Annotated in this window: 16 protein-coding genes, 1 tRNA gene and 1 rRNA gene; 10 read left to right on the top strand and 8 right to left on the bottom strand. The window is 41.8% G+C overall.

Going from position 1 to position 19,988, the window contains the following annotated elements:
- The gene (locus L4C39_RS16770) at nt 1-741 is read left to right on the top strand and encodes a 1-acylglycerol-3-phosphate O-acyltransferase (RefSeq protein WP_113795522.1); all 741 of its coding nucleotides are present in this window, start codon (nt 1-3) and stop codon (nt 739-741) included.
- A gap of 248 nt (nt 742-989) precedes the next feature.
- Here the strand turns inward: L4C39_RS16770 and L4C39_RS16765 are convergent, their stop codons facing one another.
- The 3 genes from L4C39_RS16765 to arcA all read right to left on the bottom strand — a co-directional run bounded on the left by L4C39_RS16765 (nt 990) and on the right by arcA (nt 3,950).
- Nucleotides 990-1,379 (bottom strand): RidA family protein, encoded by a 390-nt coding sequence (locus tag L4C39_RS16765; protein WP_429747043.1) that lies wholly within the window; start codon nt 1,377-1,379, stop codon nt 990-992.
- Nucleotides 1,380-1,549: 170 nt separating this feature from the next.
- A complete protein-coding gene (gene argF / locus L4C39_RS16760) occupies nt 1,550-2,554 on the bottom strand; it encodes an ornithine carbamoyltransferase (protein WP_136994921.1) in 1,005 nt (334 codons plus the stop codon).
- Between the two features lie 175 nt (nt 2,555-2,729).
- Complete coding sequence (gene arcA / locus L4C39_RS16755) at nt 2,730-3,950, bottom strand: arginine deiminase (protein WP_429747041.1); 1,221 nt, start codon at nt 3,948-3,950, stop codon at nt 2,730-2,732.
- A gap of 572 nt (nt 3,951-4,522) precedes the next feature.
- Between arcA and rraB the strand changes: the two genes are divergently transcribed.
- Nucleotides 4,523-4,936 (top strand): ribonuclease E inhibitor RraB, encoded by a 414-nt coding sequence (rraB, locus tag L4C39_RS16750; RefSeq protein ID WP_171757143.1) that lies wholly within the window; start codon nt 4,523-4,525, stop codon nt 4,934-4,936.
- A gap of 131 nt (nt 4,937-5,067) precedes the next feature.
- Nucleotides 5,068-5,877, top strand: coding sequence for a glycosyl hydrolase 2 galactose-binding domain-containing protein (locus tag L4C39_RS16745; protein ID WP_113795528.1), 810 nt, complete (start codon nt 5,068-5,070; stop codon nt 5,875-5,877).
- A gap of 101 nt (nt 5,878-5,978) precedes the next feature.
- Here the strand turns inward: L4C39_RS16745 and L4C39_RS16740 are convergent, their stop codons facing one another.
- A complete protein-coding gene (locus L4C39_RS16740; RefSeq protein ID WP_429747038.1) occupies nt 5,979-6,884 on the bottom strand; it encodes a bifunctional helix-turn-helix transcriptional regulator/GNAT family N-acetyltransferase in 906 nt (301 codons plus the stop codon).
- Nucleotides 6,885-7,121: 237 nt separating this feature from the next.
- Between L4C39_RS16740 and L4C39_RS16735 the strand changes: the two genes are divergently transcribed.
- Together L4C39_RS16735 and L4C39_RS16730 are read left to right on the top strand one after the other, a co-directional pair.
- Nucleotides 7,122-8,294: a YjgN family protein gene (locus tag L4C39_RS16735; protein ID WP_429747036.1), complete on the top strand. Its 1,173-nt coding sequence runs from the start codon at nt 7,122-7,124 to the stop codon at nt 8,292-8,294.
- A complete protein-coding gene (locus L4C39_RS16730) occupies nt 8,295-9,290 on the top strand; it encodes a M48 family metallopeptidase (RefSeq protein WP_429747034.1) in 996 nt (331 codons plus the stop codon).
- Nucleotides 9,291-9,399: 109 nt separating this feature from the next.
- Here L4C39_RS16730 and L4C39_RS16725 read toward each other — a convergent pair whose 3' ends face one another.
- The 3 genes from L4C39_RS16725 to pepA form a co-directional block, all read right to left on the bottom strand.
- The gene (locus L4C39_RS16725) at nt 9,400-12,273 is read right to left on the bottom strand and encodes a valine--tRNA ligase (protein WP_429747032.1); all 2,874 of its coding nucleotides are present in this window, start codon (nt 12,271-12,273) and stop codon (nt 9,400-9,402) included.
- A gap of 147 nt (nt 12,274-12,420) precedes the next feature.
- The gene (locus tag L4C39_RS16720; protein ID WP_017051828.1) at nt 12,421-12,870 is read right to left on the bottom strand and encodes a DNA polymerase III subunit chi; all 450 of its coding nucleotides are present in this window, start codon (nt 12,868-12,870) and stop codon (nt 12,421-12,423) included.
- A gap of 103 nt (nt 12,871-12,973) precedes the next feature.
- Nucleotides 12,974-14,494, bottom strand: coding sequence for a leucyl aminopeptidase (pepA, locus tag L4C39_RS16715; RefSeq protein ID WP_017051827.1), 1,521 nt, complete (start codon nt 14,492-14,494; stop codon nt 12,974-12,976).
- 190 nt (nt 14,495-14,684) lie between these two features.
- Between pepA and lptF the strand changes: the two genes are divergently transcribed.
- On the top strand, nt 14,685-15,785 hold the full coding sequence (lptF, locus tag L4C39_RS16710) for an LPS export ABC transporter permease LptF (RefSeq protein WP_017051826.1): 1,101 nt from the start codon (nt 14,685-14,687) through the stop codon (nt 15,783-15,785).
- 3 nt (nt 15,786-15,788) lie between these two features.
- Nucleotides 15,789-16,859: an LPS export ABC transporter permease LptG gene (gene lptG, locus L4C39_RS16705; RefSeq protein WP_429747029.1), complete on the top strand. Its 1,071-nt coding sequence runs from the start codon at nt 15,789-15,791 to the stop codon at nt 16,857-16,859.
- 42 nt (nt 16,860-16,901) lie between these two features.
- Here lptG and L4C39_RS16700 read toward each other — a convergent pair whose 3' ends face one another.
- Nucleotides 16,902-17,378: an RDD family protein gene (locus L4C39_RS16700; protein ID WP_113795540.1), complete on the bottom strand. Its 477-nt coding sequence runs from the start codon at nt 17,376-17,378 to the stop codon at nt 16,902-16,904.
- A gap of 194 nt (nt 17,379-17,572) precedes the next feature.
- Between L4C39_RS16700 and L4C39_RS16695 the strand changes: the two genes are divergently transcribed.
- From L4C39_RS16695 to L4C39_RS16685, 3 genes are all read left to right on the top strand, one after another.
- Nucleotides 17,573-17,657 (top strand) — tRNA-Leu (locus L4C39_RS16695).
- A 237-nt stretch (nt 17,658-17,894) separates the two neighbouring features.
- A complete protein-coding gene (locus L4C39_RS16690) occupies nt 17,895-19,148 on the top strand; it encodes a cyclic di-GMP phosphodiesterase (RefSeq protein WP_113795542.1) in 1,254 nt (417 codons plus the stop codon).
- A gap of 603 nt (nt 19,149-19,751) precedes the next feature.
- Nucleotides 19,752-19,988 (top strand): 16S ribosomal RNA (locus tag L4C39_RS16685); the annotation flags it as partial.

Here is a 19,988-nt window from a genome sequence, read left to right as displayed (position 1 = left end):
ATGATTGCACTTTTACGCCTGTTGGCGGTTGTTGTTTTTGCTATCGTCATGTTTGTGTTTGGTTGTGGTTACTGCTTGTTTAGCCCACGCAACCCAAAGCATGTATTTAGATTTGGCCGTTACTTTGGCTATATGTCTAAAGTGTTTGGTATTAAATTGGAGCTGCGCCTTCCTGATGATGCCTACACTCGTGGCCAGCACGTTTACGTCGCTAACCACCAAAATACGTGGGATCTGTTTACAGTTTCTGCTGCGGTGACACCAAAAGTAGTTACGGTAGGAAAAAAGAGCTTAGTTTGGATGCCGCTATTTGGTCAGCTTTACTGGTTAACAGGTAACATTTTGATTGACCGTGCGAACCGCAGCAAAGCGGTAGGTACGATTGATCAAGTAGTTAACAGCATTAAAAATAGTGACGTTTCTATTTGGATGTTCCCTGAAGGAACTCGTTCGCGTGGACGTGGTTTGTTGCCATTTAAAACCGGTGCATTTCATGCTGCCGTTGGCGCTGAAGTGCCAATCGTACCGATTGTATGCAGCAGCACGGGTGGTGTAAAACTGAACCGTTGGAATAACGGTCACGTTATCGTTGAAATGCTTCCTCCAGTGAGTGTTGAAGGTTATAACAAGAGTAATATTCGAGAGCTTGCGAATACATGCCGTGAGCAAATGAAAGAGAAACTCGAGGCTTTAGATCAAGAAGTTGCTCTGCTTAATAAAAAGCAAACCGTTACAGATTAAGAATAACCTTAAGCAGAAAAAAAGGGTTGAACTGGTGAGTTCAACCCTTTCTTGTTTCTATCGTATTGTAATACCAATCGTAGTAAATAACTGGTCATCCTAGCCTGTTAAAATACTCGATAACGGCGTTAAAAATTTTGATTGTAGAATAACTATTTATCGAAAATTTCTGCCTTGTTCTCAAGCATTTTTCCTGCGCTATTTATGACTATCTACTTACTGTGATTGGTATAACTCCCGGAAGGGAATTATTTACGAACGGCAATCGCTTCGATTTCGATACCCACATCTTTTGGCAAACGAGCTACTTCAACGCAAGAGCGCGCTGGGTAATGTTCAACGTTGTGTTCGTCAAAGAACTTACCGTAAACTTCATTTACAGCACTGAAATCATTTAAGTCTTTTACGAATACCGTCATCTTAACGATGTCTGATACGGTTAAGCCAGATGCTGCAACGACAGCTTTTACATTGTCTAAAGATTGACGAGCTTGAACTGCGATATCATCAGAAACCTCGCCTGTTGCTGGATCTACAGGGATTTGGCCTGAAGTCAGAACCATACTGCCTAGGTCAACACCTTGAATGTATGGACCGATTGCTGCAGGAGCTGATTCTGTATGAAGAACTTTAGTCATTATAATATTCCATCGATTGTTAGGGGAAACTAGGTGGTTAGTTTGCCTTCAAACCCCGAAGAGGTAAAGCGCAAAAGTCGCCACCTATTACGCTTGTGAAAACTTTAAATTCGAGAAAGCTTTCAATTCGTGAGAGCTTTAAATTTTTGAAAACTATAAATTCGTGAGACTTAGTTCCCTAAGGTTGCAACCATGACAGCCTTGATGGTGTGCATACGGTTTTCAGCCTGATCAAAAACAATCGAGTAGTCTGATTCAAATACTTCATCAGTCACTTCTAAACCATTCATGGCGTACTTGTCGGAGACTTCTTTACCGACAGTTGTTTCATCATTATGAAATGCAGGTAGACAGTGCATGAATTTCACTTGAGGGTTGCCAGTCGCTTTAATGACATCCATGTTGATTTGATAGGGCGTCATTAATGCAACACGTTCATCCCATGCTTGTTCTGATTCTCCCATTGAGACCCAAACATCGGTATAGAGAAAGTCACAACCTTCCACGCCTTGTTTTACATCTTCTGTCAGAGTAATCGTCGCTCCAGTAAGTTCGGCGATTTGCTGACACTCTTTAACTAATGATTCGTCAGGCCAAAATGATCTTGGTGCGATTAAACGGATGTCCATCCCCATTTTTGCAGCGCCAACCAACAGTGAGTTGCCCATGTTATTGCGAGCATCGCCAAGGTAGGCAAAAGTTGTTTGATGGAGCAACTTGCCGCGGCCATGTTCAAGCATGGTGAGGAAGTCGGCTAGAATCTGAGTCGGGTGAAACTCATTGGTGAGGCCATTCCAAACTGGAACGCCAGCATACTCACCAAGCTCTTCAACAATATCTTGCCCAAACCCGCGGTACTCAATTCCATCATACATGCGCCCCAATACACGAGCGGTGTCTTTCATTGACTCTTTATGACCGATCTGAGAACCCGATGGACCTAGGTAAGAAACTTGAGCGCCTTGATCAAATGCGGCAACTTCAAAAGCACAACGAGTTCGCGTGGAAGCTTTCTCAAAAATCAGAGCGATATTTTTACCGCTTAAACGCTTCTGCTCAGTGCCAGCATATTTCGCTTTTTTAAGATCCATCGAGAGATCCAGTAGAAATTGGATCTCCTTAGGAGTGTAATCGAGCAGTTTCAAGAAATTACGGTTGCGCAAATTGAAAGCCATGTCTCATTCCTTAAGATAATGAATAGGGTAGAAAACACTTATACATATAAATGCCATAATTGTGAATAATTATTTATCGCAAAAATAGAAAAGGGCTGAAAAAATCAGCCCTTAGAAGTATCGATAGAGGTTTTAGAGATTAAGGTTTAGAGATTAGTTTTCATAGGTAGATAAACTAAATGCCATCACGCTCAATAGGGCAACTCATACAGCGAGCGCCACCACGACCACGTCCTAATTCATTACCAGGGATGGTAAGCACTTCGATTCCTGCTTTATCATACTTTTCATTGGTATAGACATTACGCTCATAACCGATGACGACCCCTGGTTTCACTGTGAGAACATTATTGGCATCATTCCATTGCTCACGCTCCGCTTCATAACTGTCCCCACCAGTCGTGATGATCTTAAGTTGATCAATCCCTAAAGCCGACTCAATGGCGCTCATATAGCTATGCGACTCTTCCGCTTTCATTTCTCCATTCTGTTTAGGAGTTAAACGCCACGTATTCAGATCTTTACGAACGATTTCTGGGTAAACGGAAAAAGTATCAATATCCATGTGAGTCATTACGGTATCTAAGTGCATGCATGAGCGATGTTTAGGTAAATCAATAGCGATCACTTCACTCGCTTGGCCTGTTTTGAAAAGGTTCTGCGCCATATTTTCAACGCCTTGTGGAGTGGTTCGCTCTGAAATACCGATCAGAACGGCACCATTACCGATCACCAGAACATCGCCTCCTTCAATATTGGCATTATCGTAGTTCAAATGTTCATCATCGAAATACTTAATGAAGTCCTGCCCTGCAAATGTGGGGTGCCAGCGATAGATAGCACGCAAGTGATTCGTTTCACGTTGTCTTGCTGCTTTCATCATAGGGTTAAGGGAGACGCCACCATATACCCAACAAGATGTATCGCGAGTGAAGAGATGGTTAGGCAAAGGTTCAATCACAAAGTCGAGTGGGCGATGCATTTTAGGTAGCATTGAAGAGGATTGAATAGGCAACTCAGAGTAGGCTAGTCCACCAAGAAGTATCGTCGCTAAGTGTTCATTGTCCATACTTGCGAGGTAGATACGCAGCTCACGAGCAAACGTTGGCCCATAACGGAAATTAGAGATTTGGGTCTTCAGAAGCCACTCTCTTGCTTCAGATACATCGAGAGTTTCGACTAAAAGATCATGCAATAGGAGAACGTCGACTCCTTGATTTCGAAGTGTATTGGCGAAAACATCATGCTCTTTCCCGGCAGCTTCAACTGCTAATACGTCATCGAAAAGAAGTTCATGACAGTTGGATGGGGTTAAGTGGGTGAGGGCGCGTTCCGGGCGATTTAGTAATACTCGTCTTAACTGACCGACTTCAGAGCCAACGTACAACTTACTCATTTTGTATCCTTACTATTAGTCCAGTATGTAGTTATGGCAAGGTTATCGGCAATATGCAAATTGAACATAAGTGAAACATTCTGATGAAGTGGGCTTATTGTAATGCTTAGCTCTGATATATAGGGGGTTGGTGAATTTTGATACTGAAAGCTAACATTCGATCTTAACAATATGTTGTGAGTGAATATGCAATGAGAGATATAGAAAAGTGGCGGTCTCAGTAGCTTGATTGTGAATTTATATTCATTACGGATGCCATTTTTATCATTGTATTACGTTATTATGCACTCTTCTGGTTTTGACTATATGCAATCAAGGACAATAAACAGGCGGTTTACTGAGCACTTCTCATTTTAAGCCATAAAAATATTGTTCTGAATTTCGTTATGCATAAAAAATGTTAATTTCCTGTATGTACCTTGTTCGTTTTTTTACTCGCCATTAAATATTTAAATCTGATCCAGAAAAGATCGGTTCTAGGAGAGTTTGATAGTGGCTTTTAAGCTCGATCCATGACATATTTCATCGCTATAATATTTGATCCTTATAAGCACACATTCTGGAGCACAAACATGTCTCACGAAGATGAATATCTATCAGTTGAAGATTTAATTGAGATTCAAAAAGAAGATACACGCGACATCATTGAAGCCTTAATTGAAGACGGTAGTGATCCGGATGCGCTGTATGACATCGAGCATCACCTTTTTGCTGAAAACTTTGAAGTACTTGAAAAAGCAGTTGTTGAAGCATTCAAGATGGGTTTCGAAGTTCTTGAAGCAGAAGAGACAGAAGATGAAGATGGCAACAAGCTTCTTTGTTGTGATGCGACGATGCAATCTGTATTAAAAGCAGATGTGATTGATGAGCAAGTGGTTAAGTTGGTTAACTTAGCTGAGAAGTTCGACATTATTTATGATGGCTGGGGTACTTACTATGAAGGTGAGGACGCTATCCATGAAGACGAAGAAGATGACGAAGAGTAATCGTTAATTATCCTTTTGTTTACTAAAATGCCGGCTTATGAGTCGGCATTTTTTATTCCTCAAAAAGAGATGTCATTCTATCTACCCATTCTCTATAATGCAGACAAACTTGATCTAGCTCAATTTATATTATGCAATTACCTCTGGCTGGCTGGTGGCAAATCTCACCATTGACCGATCTCTCTGTACCTCAAAATGATATTACTTTCCCATCCGCATTAAGTGCGGTACTGCCTAGTGATTTAACAGAAGAGATGATCGCGGATCAAGAGTGGCACTTAATGCATGATATTGATGTAGACGAAACTATGCTCTCGTTTCCTGCGGTTGAGCTTGTAATGGCTGGTGTCGATTATTTTGCGGAGGTTAGGTTGAATGGCGTGGCGCTGTTTGATTGCGATGCCACTCAAAACGTATATAAGAAAGACATTCGACCTTACTTACAGTTAGGGAGAAATCGCTTTGAAGTTCTCTTTTTAGAGCAAGAAGAAGATTTATTGTTTGAAGAAGATAAATTGGATATATGCACTTTAGGTGAACAGAAAGTGACGCCTTCTGATCGTCGTATCGGGATCTGGAAAGCGCCGTACTTACAATTTATTAAACACGTTCGCCTAGATCATATTACCACTGAGCAGATTTGGCATTACGGTGGCGGCTGTGAATTTAAAGTGGATGTCTACTATCAAACATTCGCCTCGGGCCTCATTTCTGCTTCGATCAAATTTAATGGTATGACTTACCATGTTCCACTTGATGTCAGAGCCGACCATGCGGGCGCTCTATTCCAGATTGAAGCCCCTAAATACATCGATTTAAATAACCCTAATTCTGACGATATGTATCAACTTGAAATCAAACTAGATGGGCAAGAGTTGAAGCTTCAGGTGGGATTGAGCCAAGATTTATGCGTGACTCATTTTCCTGTGTTATCTGCGTGATGGCTCTTTTTTCAGGTGCTGATGATTCCATCTTCTAGTACTAATGACTTTGTTTTTTGGGGTTGATAGAAGCGTTTGTCAAAGCAAAGGATCTGCTTAGCTCATAACACTTTCAGCATTCGAATTTCACAAACCTCATGACCAGTATTCCCCATCGCTTGCTTAATATGCTCAAAACCTAATGATTCATAAAGTGCCACTGCGGCACTTAATTCTGCGGTGGTCTCTAGGTAACAGTGCTTGTAACCTTGTTTCTGAGCGAAGTTTAGCGCTTTGGTGACAAGCGTTTTCGCTAAACCTTTGCCTCGGATTTGAGGTAAGAAATACATCTTTTGTAGTTCGCAAACCCCTTCCTCTCCAATTAAAGGAGCAACACCGCCGCCACCAACGACGGTCTCTCCAGCTTCTACTATCCAATATTGTGCATTGCTCGCGCAGTATACTTCACTCATGCAATCTAAAGTCGGATCGCCAACGGCATAGCCTTGCTCTTCAGTTAAACCGAACTCAGCGGAAACGTTACGGATAACGGAAGCTATTGCCGAGTTGTCTGTGTGAATTAAAGGACGCACCTTTAAACCTTTTTGTCGTTCTGTATTAAGCAGTGCTTGGTTATAGATGGTTAAGGCGCTTTCAAGTTGAGTTAATTGCTCGATTGGAAGTTGGTCAATCACTTGCTGGTAATGGTGATCTTGTTGCTGGTGTAATTGCTGCAATGTATGTAACCCCTGTTCAGTTAGGGTGGTCACTTGGCTACGCTTATCTTTTGGGTTGGTGATACTTTTGATGAAGCCTAACTTGCTTAGTCGGTTAAGAGTTCGACTCGCATTGGATTTATCGACATTTAAAAGCTTCGCCATTTGGTTCACGCTGCAAGGTGATCTTTCTAATTCAATGAGAGCATGAGCTTGAACGGGGGTAAGCGATACCTCTCCGCACTGGGTTTCTAGCATACCTAATTGCCTGACGAGTTGGCGAGATAGATCTCTTAATGATGCTGGGTTCATAATTATCACCTTAAAGTAGTTGCGCACTGTAATTTAATTTAGTTGCGGTACGCAACCATGTCAATGAGTATCACTTTTTATCATTAATGATTAATAAATCAATAACTTAAATATATAAAAAGTGCGTATATGTCGTCATTTATAAATTGATTTAAACTATCTGTTTCTGTATTTTCTTTGGTAGATGTGCGCAAAGACGTATATGAATTTTACTACTGTCAGATGGAATTATAGAAAATGGACAAGAATGAGTTAGAAACCCAGGTTGCTTTTAGTGGTCAGGGTAAAGAGTATTTCGGGATTTGGATTGTTAATATCTTATTATCAATCATTACGCTGGGTATTTATTCTGCATGGGCGAAGGTTCGTAATAAACGATACTTTTATGGACATACAGCGATTGGTGGAGATAGTTTTGAATACCACGGCAAACCGATACAAATATTGAAAGGTCGTATTATCGCAATGATCTGCGTTGTGGCTTGGGGTGTCAGCAATCAATTAGCGCCTCAAATTTCATTGGTACTATTGGTTGGTTTTTTTGCACTTCTGCCATTATTAGCTCGTAGTAATGCTCGCTTCGATGCTGCAATGACAAGCTTTCGCAATGTTCATTTTTCCTTTCAAGGCACGACTTCAGGAGCTTACTGGGCAATACTTGGACGCGGCCTCATTGTTATGGTTGGCTTCATCGCAGCGATTGCTGTAACCGTATTTGCTATGAAAGCGAGTATGATTGCTGGTGGTATTGCGATTCTATTATTGATACCTGCTTATGTTTATCTTCAATCTTGGTCATTGGTCGGTATTGCTAATTATTTCTCGAATGGTTACTGCTATGGTGATCGTCAGTTTAAAGCAGACTACCAAAACAGTTTTTATTTTAAAGTGTATTTAAAGGGTATGATTGCTTGGACTTTAATATCGGTTGTTGCCGCTTTGGCATTCTTTAGTGTTGTCGGCTTTAACCTTATTAATGACCCCAACTTGTTTGTCGAAGTGGCTAATCGTGGAAGCTTGGTTTCAATGACTGTGATTTTCTACTTTGGTTTCATTGTGATGAGCATGGCGATTGCTGCCTATATTCGAGTGACAATAAGAAATTATACGTTTTCAGAGTTAGTGCTTGATAGTAAAGAAGGTGAAGCGGATTCAGCACTAAGCTTTTCGTCGACGTTAACCGTTACAAGTTATATCTCATTGGTGGTAACGAACTTCTTACTCCAAGTATTTACTCTTGGCTTAGCTAGGCCGTGGGTTATGGTTCGAACGATGAGTTACTTATCAGAGAACACTTATGTTCAAGGGAATTTGGACCTATTACTGGTCAATGATCAAGCTTCAGATGTGAGTTCCGCTATTTCAGATGAGATCTCCCAAGCCTTTAATATCGACCTTGGTATTGGTTAAATGATATCAGGCGTTGCACACCCGCCTCGTAGCTCCGAACGCTGCGAGGCGACATTAGATGTTTCTCAACCCGATAAAGTTACTCTCAACTTTCCGGAAAGGAGCATCTCCGCATATTTAAACCGTGTAGATATTGTGCATGGAGTTGGAGCGTCCCCGACGAAGATTCGATTCCCTGATGGCTCGCAATTTATCGCGAGTAGTAATGAGGAGTTGAATCATTATTTGCAAAGTAAGGGACGAAATAACCTCATTGGTAAGCTTGAGAAAAACATCACCGCTATTTTACTGAGTAGTTTAGCTTTAGTGCTCCTCACTGTCTCAATCTTTACTCATGGCATCCCTTGGCTTACCCATCAGATTGTGGCTAACTTGCCTGATTCAGTTCCTCAATTGATTGAGAGACAGGTACTGGAATCTTTGGATGAGCAATTGTTTGAACACTCTACTCTTTCACAACAGCAACAGGTTCATATTCGCCAACGTTTTCATTCTCACCTTGAGCAGATGGATATTCATGACGAAGTACAATTAGTTTTTCGTTCTTCAGATCTTGGTGCAAATGCTTTTGCTCTCAGTGGGGGAACCATTGTTGTTTTGGATGACTTAGTGCGGTTAACGAAAACGGAGAAGCAGCTAGACAGTATTCTATTGCATGAATTAGGTCATATTAAGCATCAGCATGTGATGAAAGCATTAGTACGTTCTAGCTTGATCTCATCTGCGGTGGCGCTATTGACGGGTGAAAGCTCAGGTGTGATCGATAATTTTACGGGGTTAGGAGTGTTTGTCGCGAATAATGGGCTGTCTCAAGAAGCGGAGCGTGAAGCTGATGCTTTTGCCTCTGATGCAATGGTTGGGCTGTACGGCTCAAATCAAGCGATGGTAGATATGTTTGAGTTGCTAGGGAAAGAAGGACACATGGAGCTACCTACGTGGTTAAGTTCCCATCCTGAGTTGAATGAACGAATTGAGTCATTAAAAAGGGCACATTAATGATTTGGTGCGAAATCTGCTCAGAAAAGAGTAGGGCTGAATTATTGTGATAAATAAAAAGGGCAGAAAAATCTGCCCTTTATACTTCATTGATTAATCAGATAGTGAATTATAGCGCAGCAATAGTTTGCTTTTGTGCTTCTAACTTCACTAAAGTCTCTTTGTAACCTTCTAGCTTTTCACGCTCTTTAGCGATAACGACTTCTGGTGCTTTAGCAACGAAACCTTCGTTACCTAGTTTACCTTCGATACGTTTGATTTCGCCTTGAGTTTTCGCTACTTCTTTATCCAGACGAGCAAGCTCTGCATCTTTGTTGATAAGACCCGCCATTGGGATCATCAACTCAGATTTGCCAACCAGTTTAGTCGCACAAGCCGGAGTAGCTTCGCCGTCTGCTAGTACTTTAATATCATCTAGCTTAGCAAGAGAGTTCAGAACGATCATGTTTGCTTCGATACGAGCAGCATCTTTCTCGTCTGCTACTTTGATCATTACTTCCAAGCCTTTGCTAGGTGCAATGTCGTATTCCGCACGTAAGTTACGGATAGCAGTGATGAAAGTCTTAACCCATTCGATGTCTTCTACGATCTCAGCATTGAAGTTATCTTCGTTAAACTGAGGAAGCGCTTGAGTCATGATTGTCTCACCTTCAACGCCATCTACTAGTGGCTTAACGCTCTGCCAGATAGATTCAGTGATGTAAGGTAGAACAGGGTGTGCAAGACGCAGAGTCTTCTCAAGAACCGTGATAAGCGTGTAACGAGTCGCTTGTTGTTGAGCTTCAGTGCCTTTCCAAAGAACAGGTTTCGTTAGCTCTAAGTACCAGTCACAGAATTGGTTCCAGATGAATTCGTAAAGCGTATTCGCTGCCATATCTAGACGGTAGTTTTCTAGGTGCGCGTTAAACTCTTTCGCTGCAACTTCAAACTGAGATTCAATCCATTTGTCTGCTAGAGAGAACTCCATGTTTGCACGGTCTTCAACAGACAGTGACATGCCACAATCGTGCTCTTCTGTATTCATCAGTACGTAACGGCTTGCGTTCCATAGCTTGTTACAGAAGTTACGGTAACCTTCAAGACGCTTCATGTCCCAGTTGATGTCACGGCCCGTTGAAGCCATAGCCGCAAGAGTGAAACGTAGCGCATCTGTACCGTACGGTTCGATACCGTTTTCGAAGGTTTTACGTGTCGCTTTTTCGATCTTAGCAGCCAGTTTAGGTTGCATCATGTTGCCACAACGCTTCTCAACTAGCGATTCAAGGTCGATGCCATCGATCATATCGATAGGGTCAAGTACGTTACCCTTCGACTTAGACATCTTGTCGCCGTTTTCATCACGGATAAGACCGGTCATGTAAACTGTTTTGAAAGGTACTTGTGCTTTGCCATCTTCGTCTTTCACGAAGTGCATGGTCATCATGATCATACGAGCAACCCAGAAGAAGATAATATCGAAACCAGATACTAGTACTTCTGATGGGTGGAATGTTTTCAGTGCATCTGTGTTTTCAGGCCAGCCTTGTGTGCCGAACGTCCAAAGAGCAGAAGAGAACCAAGTATCGAGAACGTCGTCGTCTTGCTTAAGCACAACAACAGGCGCTAGATTGTTCTTTTCACGAACTTCTTCTTCAGTGCGACCTACGTAAACTTTACCTTCATTGTCGTACCATGCTGGGATGCGGTGACCCCACCAAAGTTGACGAGAGATACACCAGTCTTGCACGTCACGCATCCACGCAAAGTACATGTTTTCGTATTGCTTAGGAACGAATTGGATTTGACCATCTTCAACGGCTTTAACTGCAGGTTCTGCAAGCGGCGCTGTACGCACGTACCATTGGTCAGTCAGCATTGGTTCGATAACTACACCACCACGGTCGCCGTAAGGTACGGTTAGGTCGTGATCTTTGATCTCTTCAAGAAGACCAAGTTCTTCGAATTCAGCAACGATAGCTTTACGAGCAGCAAAGCGCTCCATGCCTTGGTATTTAGCAGGGATGTCTGTTGAGTAAACATCGCTTTCTTCGCCGTTGGTTGTGAATACTTCAGCAGCATCACGGATATCAGCGTTGAACGTTAGGATGTTGATCATTGGTAGGTTGTTGCGCTTACCAACTTCGTAATCGTTAAAATCGTGAGCAGGGGTGATTTTCACACAACCTGTACCCTTTTCCATGTCAGCGTGCTCATCGCCTACGATAGGGATAAGACGGTTAACAACAGGAAGTAGGATCTCTTTACCGATAAGATCTTTGTAGCGAGGATCTTCTGGGTTTACCGCTACGCCAGTGTCACCAAGCATGGTTTCTGGACGAGTAGTCGCGACAACGATGTAGTCTTTACCATCCGCGGTTTTAACACCGTTCGCTAGAGGGTAGCGGAAGTGCCACATGAAACCTTTTTTGTCTTTGTTTTCAACTTCAAGATCAGAAATCGCAGTGTGCAGTTTAGGATCCCAGTTTACTAGACGCTTACCACGGTAGATTAGGTCTTCTTCGTATAGACGAACGAAGACTTCTTGAGTCGCAGCAGATAAGCCGTCATCCATAGTGAAACGTTCACGGTCCCAGTCTACAGATGCACCTAGGCGACGAAGTTGCTTAGTGATCGTGCCACCAGATTCGCCTTTCCATTCCCAGATCTTGTCGATGAAAGCTTCACGGCCGTAGTCGTGTTTTGTTTTGCCTTCTTCAGCTGCGATCTTACGCTCTACAACCATTTGAGTTGCGATACCTGCGTGGTCAGTACCCACTTGCCAAAGCGTATTTTTACCTTTCATACGCTCTGCACGGATTAGAGTATCCATGATCGTATCTTGGAACGCGTGACCCATATGTAGGCTACCAGTGACGTTCGGTGGCGGGATCATGATGCTGTAAGCTTCTTTTGATGTGTCACCGTGTGGCTTAAAGTAGCCTTTCTCTTCCCAAGTCTTATACAGAGCTTGTTCGATTGATGTTGGGTTATATGTCTTTTCCATAGTGCTCTTAACGGATACTTTGATTATTTAAAACAGGTCAAACTTCATAACTAACGCTTCTCAGAATGTACTGAATCTCAGAGCTTATGCTTCTTAGCGCTTTAGCTCCTCAAAAATAACTGAGAGCGATTTAGGTATGATGTTTGACTATGGATATTCGATGTCGATGGTTTGCAATTGATACCCTGCCTGACGGTAAACTTTATACCTTTCACGAGCGAGTTGCTTAGCTTTTTCATCACAGGGAACGAAGTCTATCACTTGAGCAAAGGTTCGAGCAAAGGTTGTCTGATTATCAGCCAAATTTATTACCAATTGACGGTTCCAAGTGTGTTTTACACCGGTATAACCGATTTCAATATTGGTTGCATATTTAGGGCCTTCACCCACTAGGTTATGCGCCATGAAGTTTTCGGGTAGCACTTGCCAAAAATGTTCAGCTATTTGTTCGGCATGTTCTTTGTCATTGCAGTGCAAATAGACTTTTGCATTTTGCTGAACAAAATGACGAGTAAGAAAAAGCAAATATTGTGCAAAACCATCCTGATTAGCTTGGGGGCCATCAGCACTTACGATGTAAAATGTTGCTGTTTGCATAGTGTTTACTCACTTTTTCTTTATCTCGTTTATCTATATAAGTGTATAGCTGATTGAACTCACAATAATGCGAGCAACAAAAAAGGGCCCTGAGGCCCTTTTACTATTTTGAAGATTGCTCTTCAGTTTCTTGGCCACTTCGGTTCAATAAGAATTGGACAAGCATTGAGACCGGACGGCCCGTTGAGCCTTTCGCAGCACCTGACTTCCACGCAGTACCTGCGCTATCAATGTGTGCCCAGTTGTATTTCTTAGCAAATTTCGATAAGAAACAACCCGCAGTAATGGTGCCACCAGGACGACCACCAATGTTTGCCATGTCTGCAAATGGGCTTGATAGTTGCTCATGGTACTCATCGGTCATCGGTAGACGCCATGCTCGGTCGCTTGCTTGCTCTGATGCATTCACTAGCTCATGAGACAGTGGATTGTGATTAGAAAGCACAGCACTAATATGGTGACCAAGCGCCATCACACATGCGCCTGTTAGTGTCGCGACATCGACAACACAATCTGGTTCGAAACGTTCAACGTAAGTCAGTGCATCACAAAGAACCAAACGTCCTTCAGCATCGGTATTCAATACTTCAACGGTTTGGCCTGACATAGTGGTAAGGATGTCACCAGGACGGTAAGCATTGCTACCTGGCATATTTTCACAGCCCGCTAGAACGCCAACTACGTTGATTGGCAGGTTCAATTTAGCGAGAGCTTTCATGGTGCCGAATACCGACGCTGCGCCACACATGTCGTATTTCATTTCATCCATAGCTTCACCTGGTTTAAGTGAAATACCACCTGAATCAAATGTTAAGCCTTTTCCGATCAGTACAATTGGTTTGGCATCTGGATCGGCTGCGCCTTTATATTCCATCACTGACATCAGAGATTCATTACGAGAACCTCGACCAACTGCTAGGTATGAGGTCATACCCAGTTTTTCCATCTCTTCTTCACCGATGATTTTTGTCGTTACCGTTTCAAAATCATCTGCAAGGCGTCTTGCTTGAGAAGCGAGGTAAGCAGGATTCGCAATATTTGGTGGCATGTTGCCAAGATCTTTCGACGCTTTTACGCCTGAAGAAATAGCAAGGCCATGAGTGATCGCTCTTTCACCAAGATTTAACTCACGACGAGTCGGTACATTGAATACTAACTTGCGAAGTGGGCGACGAGTTTCTGGCTTATTGCTTTTGAATTGATCGAAGGTGTAAAGACCATCTTTAGTTGCTTCAACCGCTTGACGTACTTTCCAGTAGGTATCACGGCCTTTAACGTGCAACTCTGTAAGGAAACAAACAGCTTCCATAGAACCTGTCTCATTAAGCGTGCTGATCGTCTTTTGAATTATTTCTTTGTATTGACGTTCACCAAGCTCGCGTTCTTTACCGCAACCGACAAGAAGTACACGTTCAGACAGAACTCCTGGTACTTGATGCAACAACAGCATTTGACCTGGTTTTCCTTCGAGATCACCACGGCGAAGTAGTGAACTAATATAGCCATCGCTGATTTTATCTAGCTGCTCAGCGACTGGAGAAAGGCGACGTGGTTCAAACACACCAACAACGATACATGCGCTGCGCTGTTTCTCTGGGCTGCCACTTTTTACACTGAACTCCATGCGTACTCCTACATCCTGAAGACAAATCGAACTAAATGTTAGATAATGATAGTTTACTTGCTGGATCCTGTATTCGAAAGGGCCCTAAATAAACCAATTAACACTTAGCTAAAATTAAAAAAATAAAAGGTTCAACGGGAAATTATAGTGATTCAATTAAAAAAACAAGTTTTGTATAGGTAATTTGAGCGTGATTATTGTTAGATATTTGATCCGCGAGACACTTAAGAGCCAGTTTGCGATTTTTTTCGTCCTGTTTTTAGTGTTTCTAAGCCAAAAATTTATTAGCGTTTTGGCCGACGCTACCGATGGCGATATTCCTGCGAGCCTTATTCTTTCGGTTGTTGGTTTGAATATGCCAGCAATGGGGCTGTTGATGCTCCCACTTAGTCTGTTTATTGGGATCTTGCTGACATTTGGTCGTTTGTACGCCGAAAGTGAAATTGTGGTCATGAACGCGACAGGAATTGGTAATAAGTTTTTAATTCAAGCTGCACTGTATTTGGCATTGATTACAGGCAGTATCGCTGCATTTAACTCGCTATGGCTTTCACCTTGGAGTCAGGATAAAGAAGCGCAGTTAATGGAACAAATCGCTGCGGAAAACAGTGTCGATTTATTAAAGAAAGGACATTTTCAGCGCACTCCGGATGGTTCGTCGGTCGTGTTTATTGACGATATAAAAAATAGTACATTATCGAATGTCTTTGTTGCTCAGTTATTGCCTAGAGATTCCATTTTACCAAGCGTTATGTTTTCGTCGTCAGGTGTTGTAAAAGAGCTGACAGATGGAAGGCAGATCATCTCGATGAGTGATGGTGTCCGATATGAAGGCGTACCGACAAGGCTTGATTATATGGTGACGAAATTTGAAGAATATGATGGGCTAATAGGGCAGCGAGAAGTGAAACGCAAAGGTCGAGATTGGGAAGCATTGCCAACATTTGAGCTTCTTACTCATCCAGACCCGAGTGCCAAAGCTGAGCTTCAATGGCGTATTTCCTTATTTATTTGTATACCATTATTGACCATGCTAGTTGTACCACTTTCTGCGGTTAATCCTCGTCAAGGTCGATTTGCTAAAATGGGGCCTGCTATCTTGATCTATTTAGCGTATTTCTTGTCGATTAGTGCGACTAAATCTGCTTTAGAAGATGGAAGTATTCCCGCTTCAATTGGATTGTGGCCCATTAATGCCGGGTTGTTAATTGTTGCTGTGGGAGCCAATTTGATGGATAGCATTCCCGTTCGTCGATTTAAAGATATCTTAAGAAAGAAGAGGCTTGCCTAGACTGTGTTTAAAATTCTTGATTTGTATATAGGCAGAACAATCATTGCAACCACTTCTTTGGTGTTAGTGACCTTCGTTGGTTTGTCTGGAATTATCAAATATGTAGATCAACTGCGAAAAGTCGGCAGAGGAAGTTATGATCTACTGGATGCGTTGTTCTTCGTTATATTGAGTATTCCACGCGACATTGAAATGTTTTTCCCAATGGCGGCTCTGCTTGGGGCCTTAATTGGGCTTGGAATGATGGCTTCGAGCTCTGAACTCGTGGTGATGCAAGCTGCTGGGTTTTCAAAATTGAACATTGGATCTTCTGTTTTGAAAACGGCGATTCCTTTGATGTTGGCGGTAATGCTACTAGGTCAGTGGGGCGCACCACAAGCACAAAAAATTGCTAGGGAAATGCGTGCTTTTGCTGTTTCTGGAGGAAGCATTGTCTCTATTAGAAGTGGTGTTTGGGCTCGTGATGCCAATGATTTTATCTTTATAGGCAAAGTCGATGATGACAAGTTATGGGCTTTAAACATGTGGCGATTTAATGCTGACAAGCAGTTAGAGTCCATCATTTCAGCGGAAACGGTAAGCTATTTAAAAGATAATACGTGGTTGATGAAAGACGTTCAGATTACCAATATGATGAATGAAGTCGAAATTTCCAAACAACAATTACCTGAATATCGCTGGAAAACATCATTAGCACCAGACAAGCTTGCTGTGGTGACAGTTAAACCGGGTGAGTTGTCGTTGAGTGGCCTTTATGATTACGTTAATTACCTTAAAGAATCAGAGCAAGATTCATCTCGTTATGAATTAGCGCTATGGCGGAAAATAACGCAACCATTTTCAATCGCGGTTATGATGCTTATGGCTCTGTCATTTATTTTTGGTCCATTACGTAGTGTGACCATGGGGGCCAGAATTCTATCGGGTGTTATCGCCGGTTTTACTTTCTATATATCAAGTGAATTTTTCGGACCGTTAAGTCTGGTTTATAACATCCCCCCAATGTTTGGTGCGATAGCTCCAAGTATCGTATTTTTGACCATCTCGATAATACTGCTCAGAAGAAAGCTATAGATATAAAAATGGAAGACATCGTGTCTTCCATTTTTTTGAACTTTAGTTTGCTTTCGGTAGCACGACAACTTCAGTTTTTGCCCAGATATCTTGGAAACCTCGCTTCTGGGGATCAAATGGAACCGCCAGATTTGCTAAACCGAAGCCGGAAGTTCCTAATCTTATTAAAGCTTGAGTGGTCGTTATCGGGCTATTATCCGAATTTTGTAAACGTAATTTCCATGCTCTCATCCCCAATGTTTGACCTGCACGAGTCCAAAAGAACACAAAAAAGTAGACCCAAACACTGACTAGGTAAATAGTATAAACATAGCTCCATACAGGATGCGTGGAGAGTAGGTCACTTGCATCGGTGTAAGTACCGTAATGCAATAGACCAGCAGCAACTAATGCTTCAAGGATTGCAATTACGATGCCCGCAGCCATCATCTCGATAGCAATAACAATTAAAGCATCATAAAGAAGAGCGCCTAATCGACGCATTAAACTGGCTGGTGGTAAATTATGTTGTGTACTCATTGCTCGTTTCTTATTTTGAAATATTGGCGTCAGAATATAGTCTTGAAGGCTCAGAGGGAAGAGAGATTACGCACAGCTTCGTCATTTATGGCGAAAATATCGTCAAACGATTTGTAATTCAATCTTTTGCACTTGCACAGGTAATCATCTTACGTATAATGCCAAACATCGAAAGGGCAATGCCCCAAGATAATGCCGGTATGGTGAAATTGGTATACACGACGGATTCAAAATCCGTTGCCTTCGGGCGTGGCGGTTCAAGTCCGCCTACCGGTACCATATTTAAATGACAAAGCCTCGACGAAAGTCGGGGCTTTGTTGTATCTAGGATCTTCGAACTTTTTCACACATCTTAAACACACTGAATAAATTCCCATACATAGTACTATTTACATCACTTTTATTGATTCGATCCTATTTGGAAGAATGCCGCTAAAAAGTGAGACAATGATGATTTTGAAAATTAGATCATCTAATATTGTCGATAATGAATTTTTCAATGATGTTGTATAGATAGTGGCAAGTATAAAAATCACAGTGGATCGTATTCAACCGGGGTTACATATTCGCCTTCCAGTTAAATGGAATGAACACCCGTTTTTGTTTAATAGTTTTAAGGTTAAAAACCAAGAGCAAATCCAACTTATACGCCACCTCGGTATACAGCATGTCTATATAAATCCTAGCCAAAGCGATACAAAGCCTCTTCCACCAAATCAAAAGATTGAGAATTCATCCTCTTCTGATAAAGAGATCGATCTTGAAGCTCAAAAAATGTGGAAGGAAAAAGAGAAAAGAATTGAAAAGTTGAGCTCTTACCGACGAAGAGTGATCAATTGTGAAAAAGAGTTCGAGCGCTCTTTGGCAAGAATGCGTTCCGTGATGGTCAAAATTCGTAATCGACCAGCTGATGCAGTGGGAGAAGCGAGCTTATTAATAGAAGACATTGTTGATAAGTTGCTTTCTGATGATAGCGTGACTCTACATTTGATGAACGGAAAGAGTGAATTTGAAGATATCTATTTTCATGCATTAAACGTTGCCGTTATTTCTATGATGGTTGGCAGAGCTAAAGGTTATGATTCTGCAAAAATAAAAGAGCTTTCTTTTGCTGCTTTATTTCATGACATGGGGAAAATTAAAATCCCAACAGCAATTCTTAGAAAGCAAACTCAGCTTACTGAGCCTGAAAAGAACTATTTAAAGTTACATACCAAATATGGGTTAGATTTAGCTAGCCATATAGATGACTTCCCTGAAAGTGCAAGATTGGTCATCGATCAACATCATGAAATGAATGATGGCTCTGGTTATCCTAATGGATTAAAAGAGGATAGCATTGATGAGCTTGCGCAAATCGTAGCTGTCGCGAATGCATTTGATAATCTTTGTCATCCTAATATACCGTCAGAGCAAAAAATCCCATATATAGCTTTATCTCATTTATATAAAAACTGTAAGCACCTTTATAGTAATGAAAATCTGAACATTTTAATCAAGTTCATGGGCGTTTTTCCGCCAGGAACTGTGGTTCAGCTTTCTAATGACATGATTGGGTTGGTGATATCTGTGAATTCAAAGAACATCCTTTATCCTAATGTTCTAATGTATGATGCAAATGTGCCAAGAACTCAAGCTCCTATTATTGAGCTCGCAGGGAAAGACCTGAAAATAGTAAATGCTATTTCACCAAATAAGCTGCCAGATAAAGTCCGTGAGTATTTGAACCCTCGCTCACGTATTTCCTACTTTTTTGATAGTGATGATTAGTTATCCACAGCTTTTTGTGTGTAAGTTGTGCTCAAGATGTGTCCGGGTTGTGGGGGATATCTAGGTCGGTTTTTTTTTGTCCAATCAGACCTTTTTTACAAGAAAAATGCTTATTTACGCTTGCTAATGTGATTCCGATCCCTATAATGCGTCCTCACTGACACGGCAGAGCCCACAAGGGTTCAAGCGCAATGTCAGTTAGGCTTCTAGCTTAAAAAGATAAATTTGAGAAAGTGTTTGACACTCTCGTTTATCCCGCTAGAATAGCCGCCTCTTCAAGGGAAGCTTAGCAACTTAAGAAGAGAAGCTCTTTAACAATTTAGACCTATCAATCTGTGTGGGCACTCGTTGATGATAATCACTAGTTTCGTACTGTTTGGTTTCGCTTTTTAAAGCGAAAGTAAATTAAGTCGAAACAAAAGATATCAATGAACTGAGTGACCAATACAAGTTCTTAGAACTTGGCACAGTCAATTCATTACCATTCTGTTGGAATGGTAATAGCTTTAGAATTACATGTTCTTTGTTTATTTTGAATAGACGAATGAATATTAGTTTTGAAGTCAGTATTCATTGAGCCGCATCTTAGGATGCAAAAAACTTTAATTGAAGAGTTTGATCATGGCTCAGATTGAACGCTGGCGGCAGGCCTAACACATGCAAGTCGAGCGGAAACGAGAAGTAGCTTGCTACTTCGGCGTCGAGCGGCGGACGGGTGAGTAATGCCTAGGAAATTGCCCTGATGTGGGGGATAACCATTGGAAACGATGGCTAATACCGCATAATGCCTTCGGGCCAAAGAGGGGGACCTTCGGGCCTCTCGCGTCAGGATATGCCTAG

It is taken from the genome of Vibrio clamense (genome assembly GCF_050337905.1).
Taxonomy (GTDB): Bacteria; Pseudomonadota; Gammaproteobacteria; order Enterobacterales; family Vibrionaceae; genus Vibrio; species Vibrio cortegadensis.
This window is presented reverse-complemented; position numbering and strand designations above follow the sequence as displayed.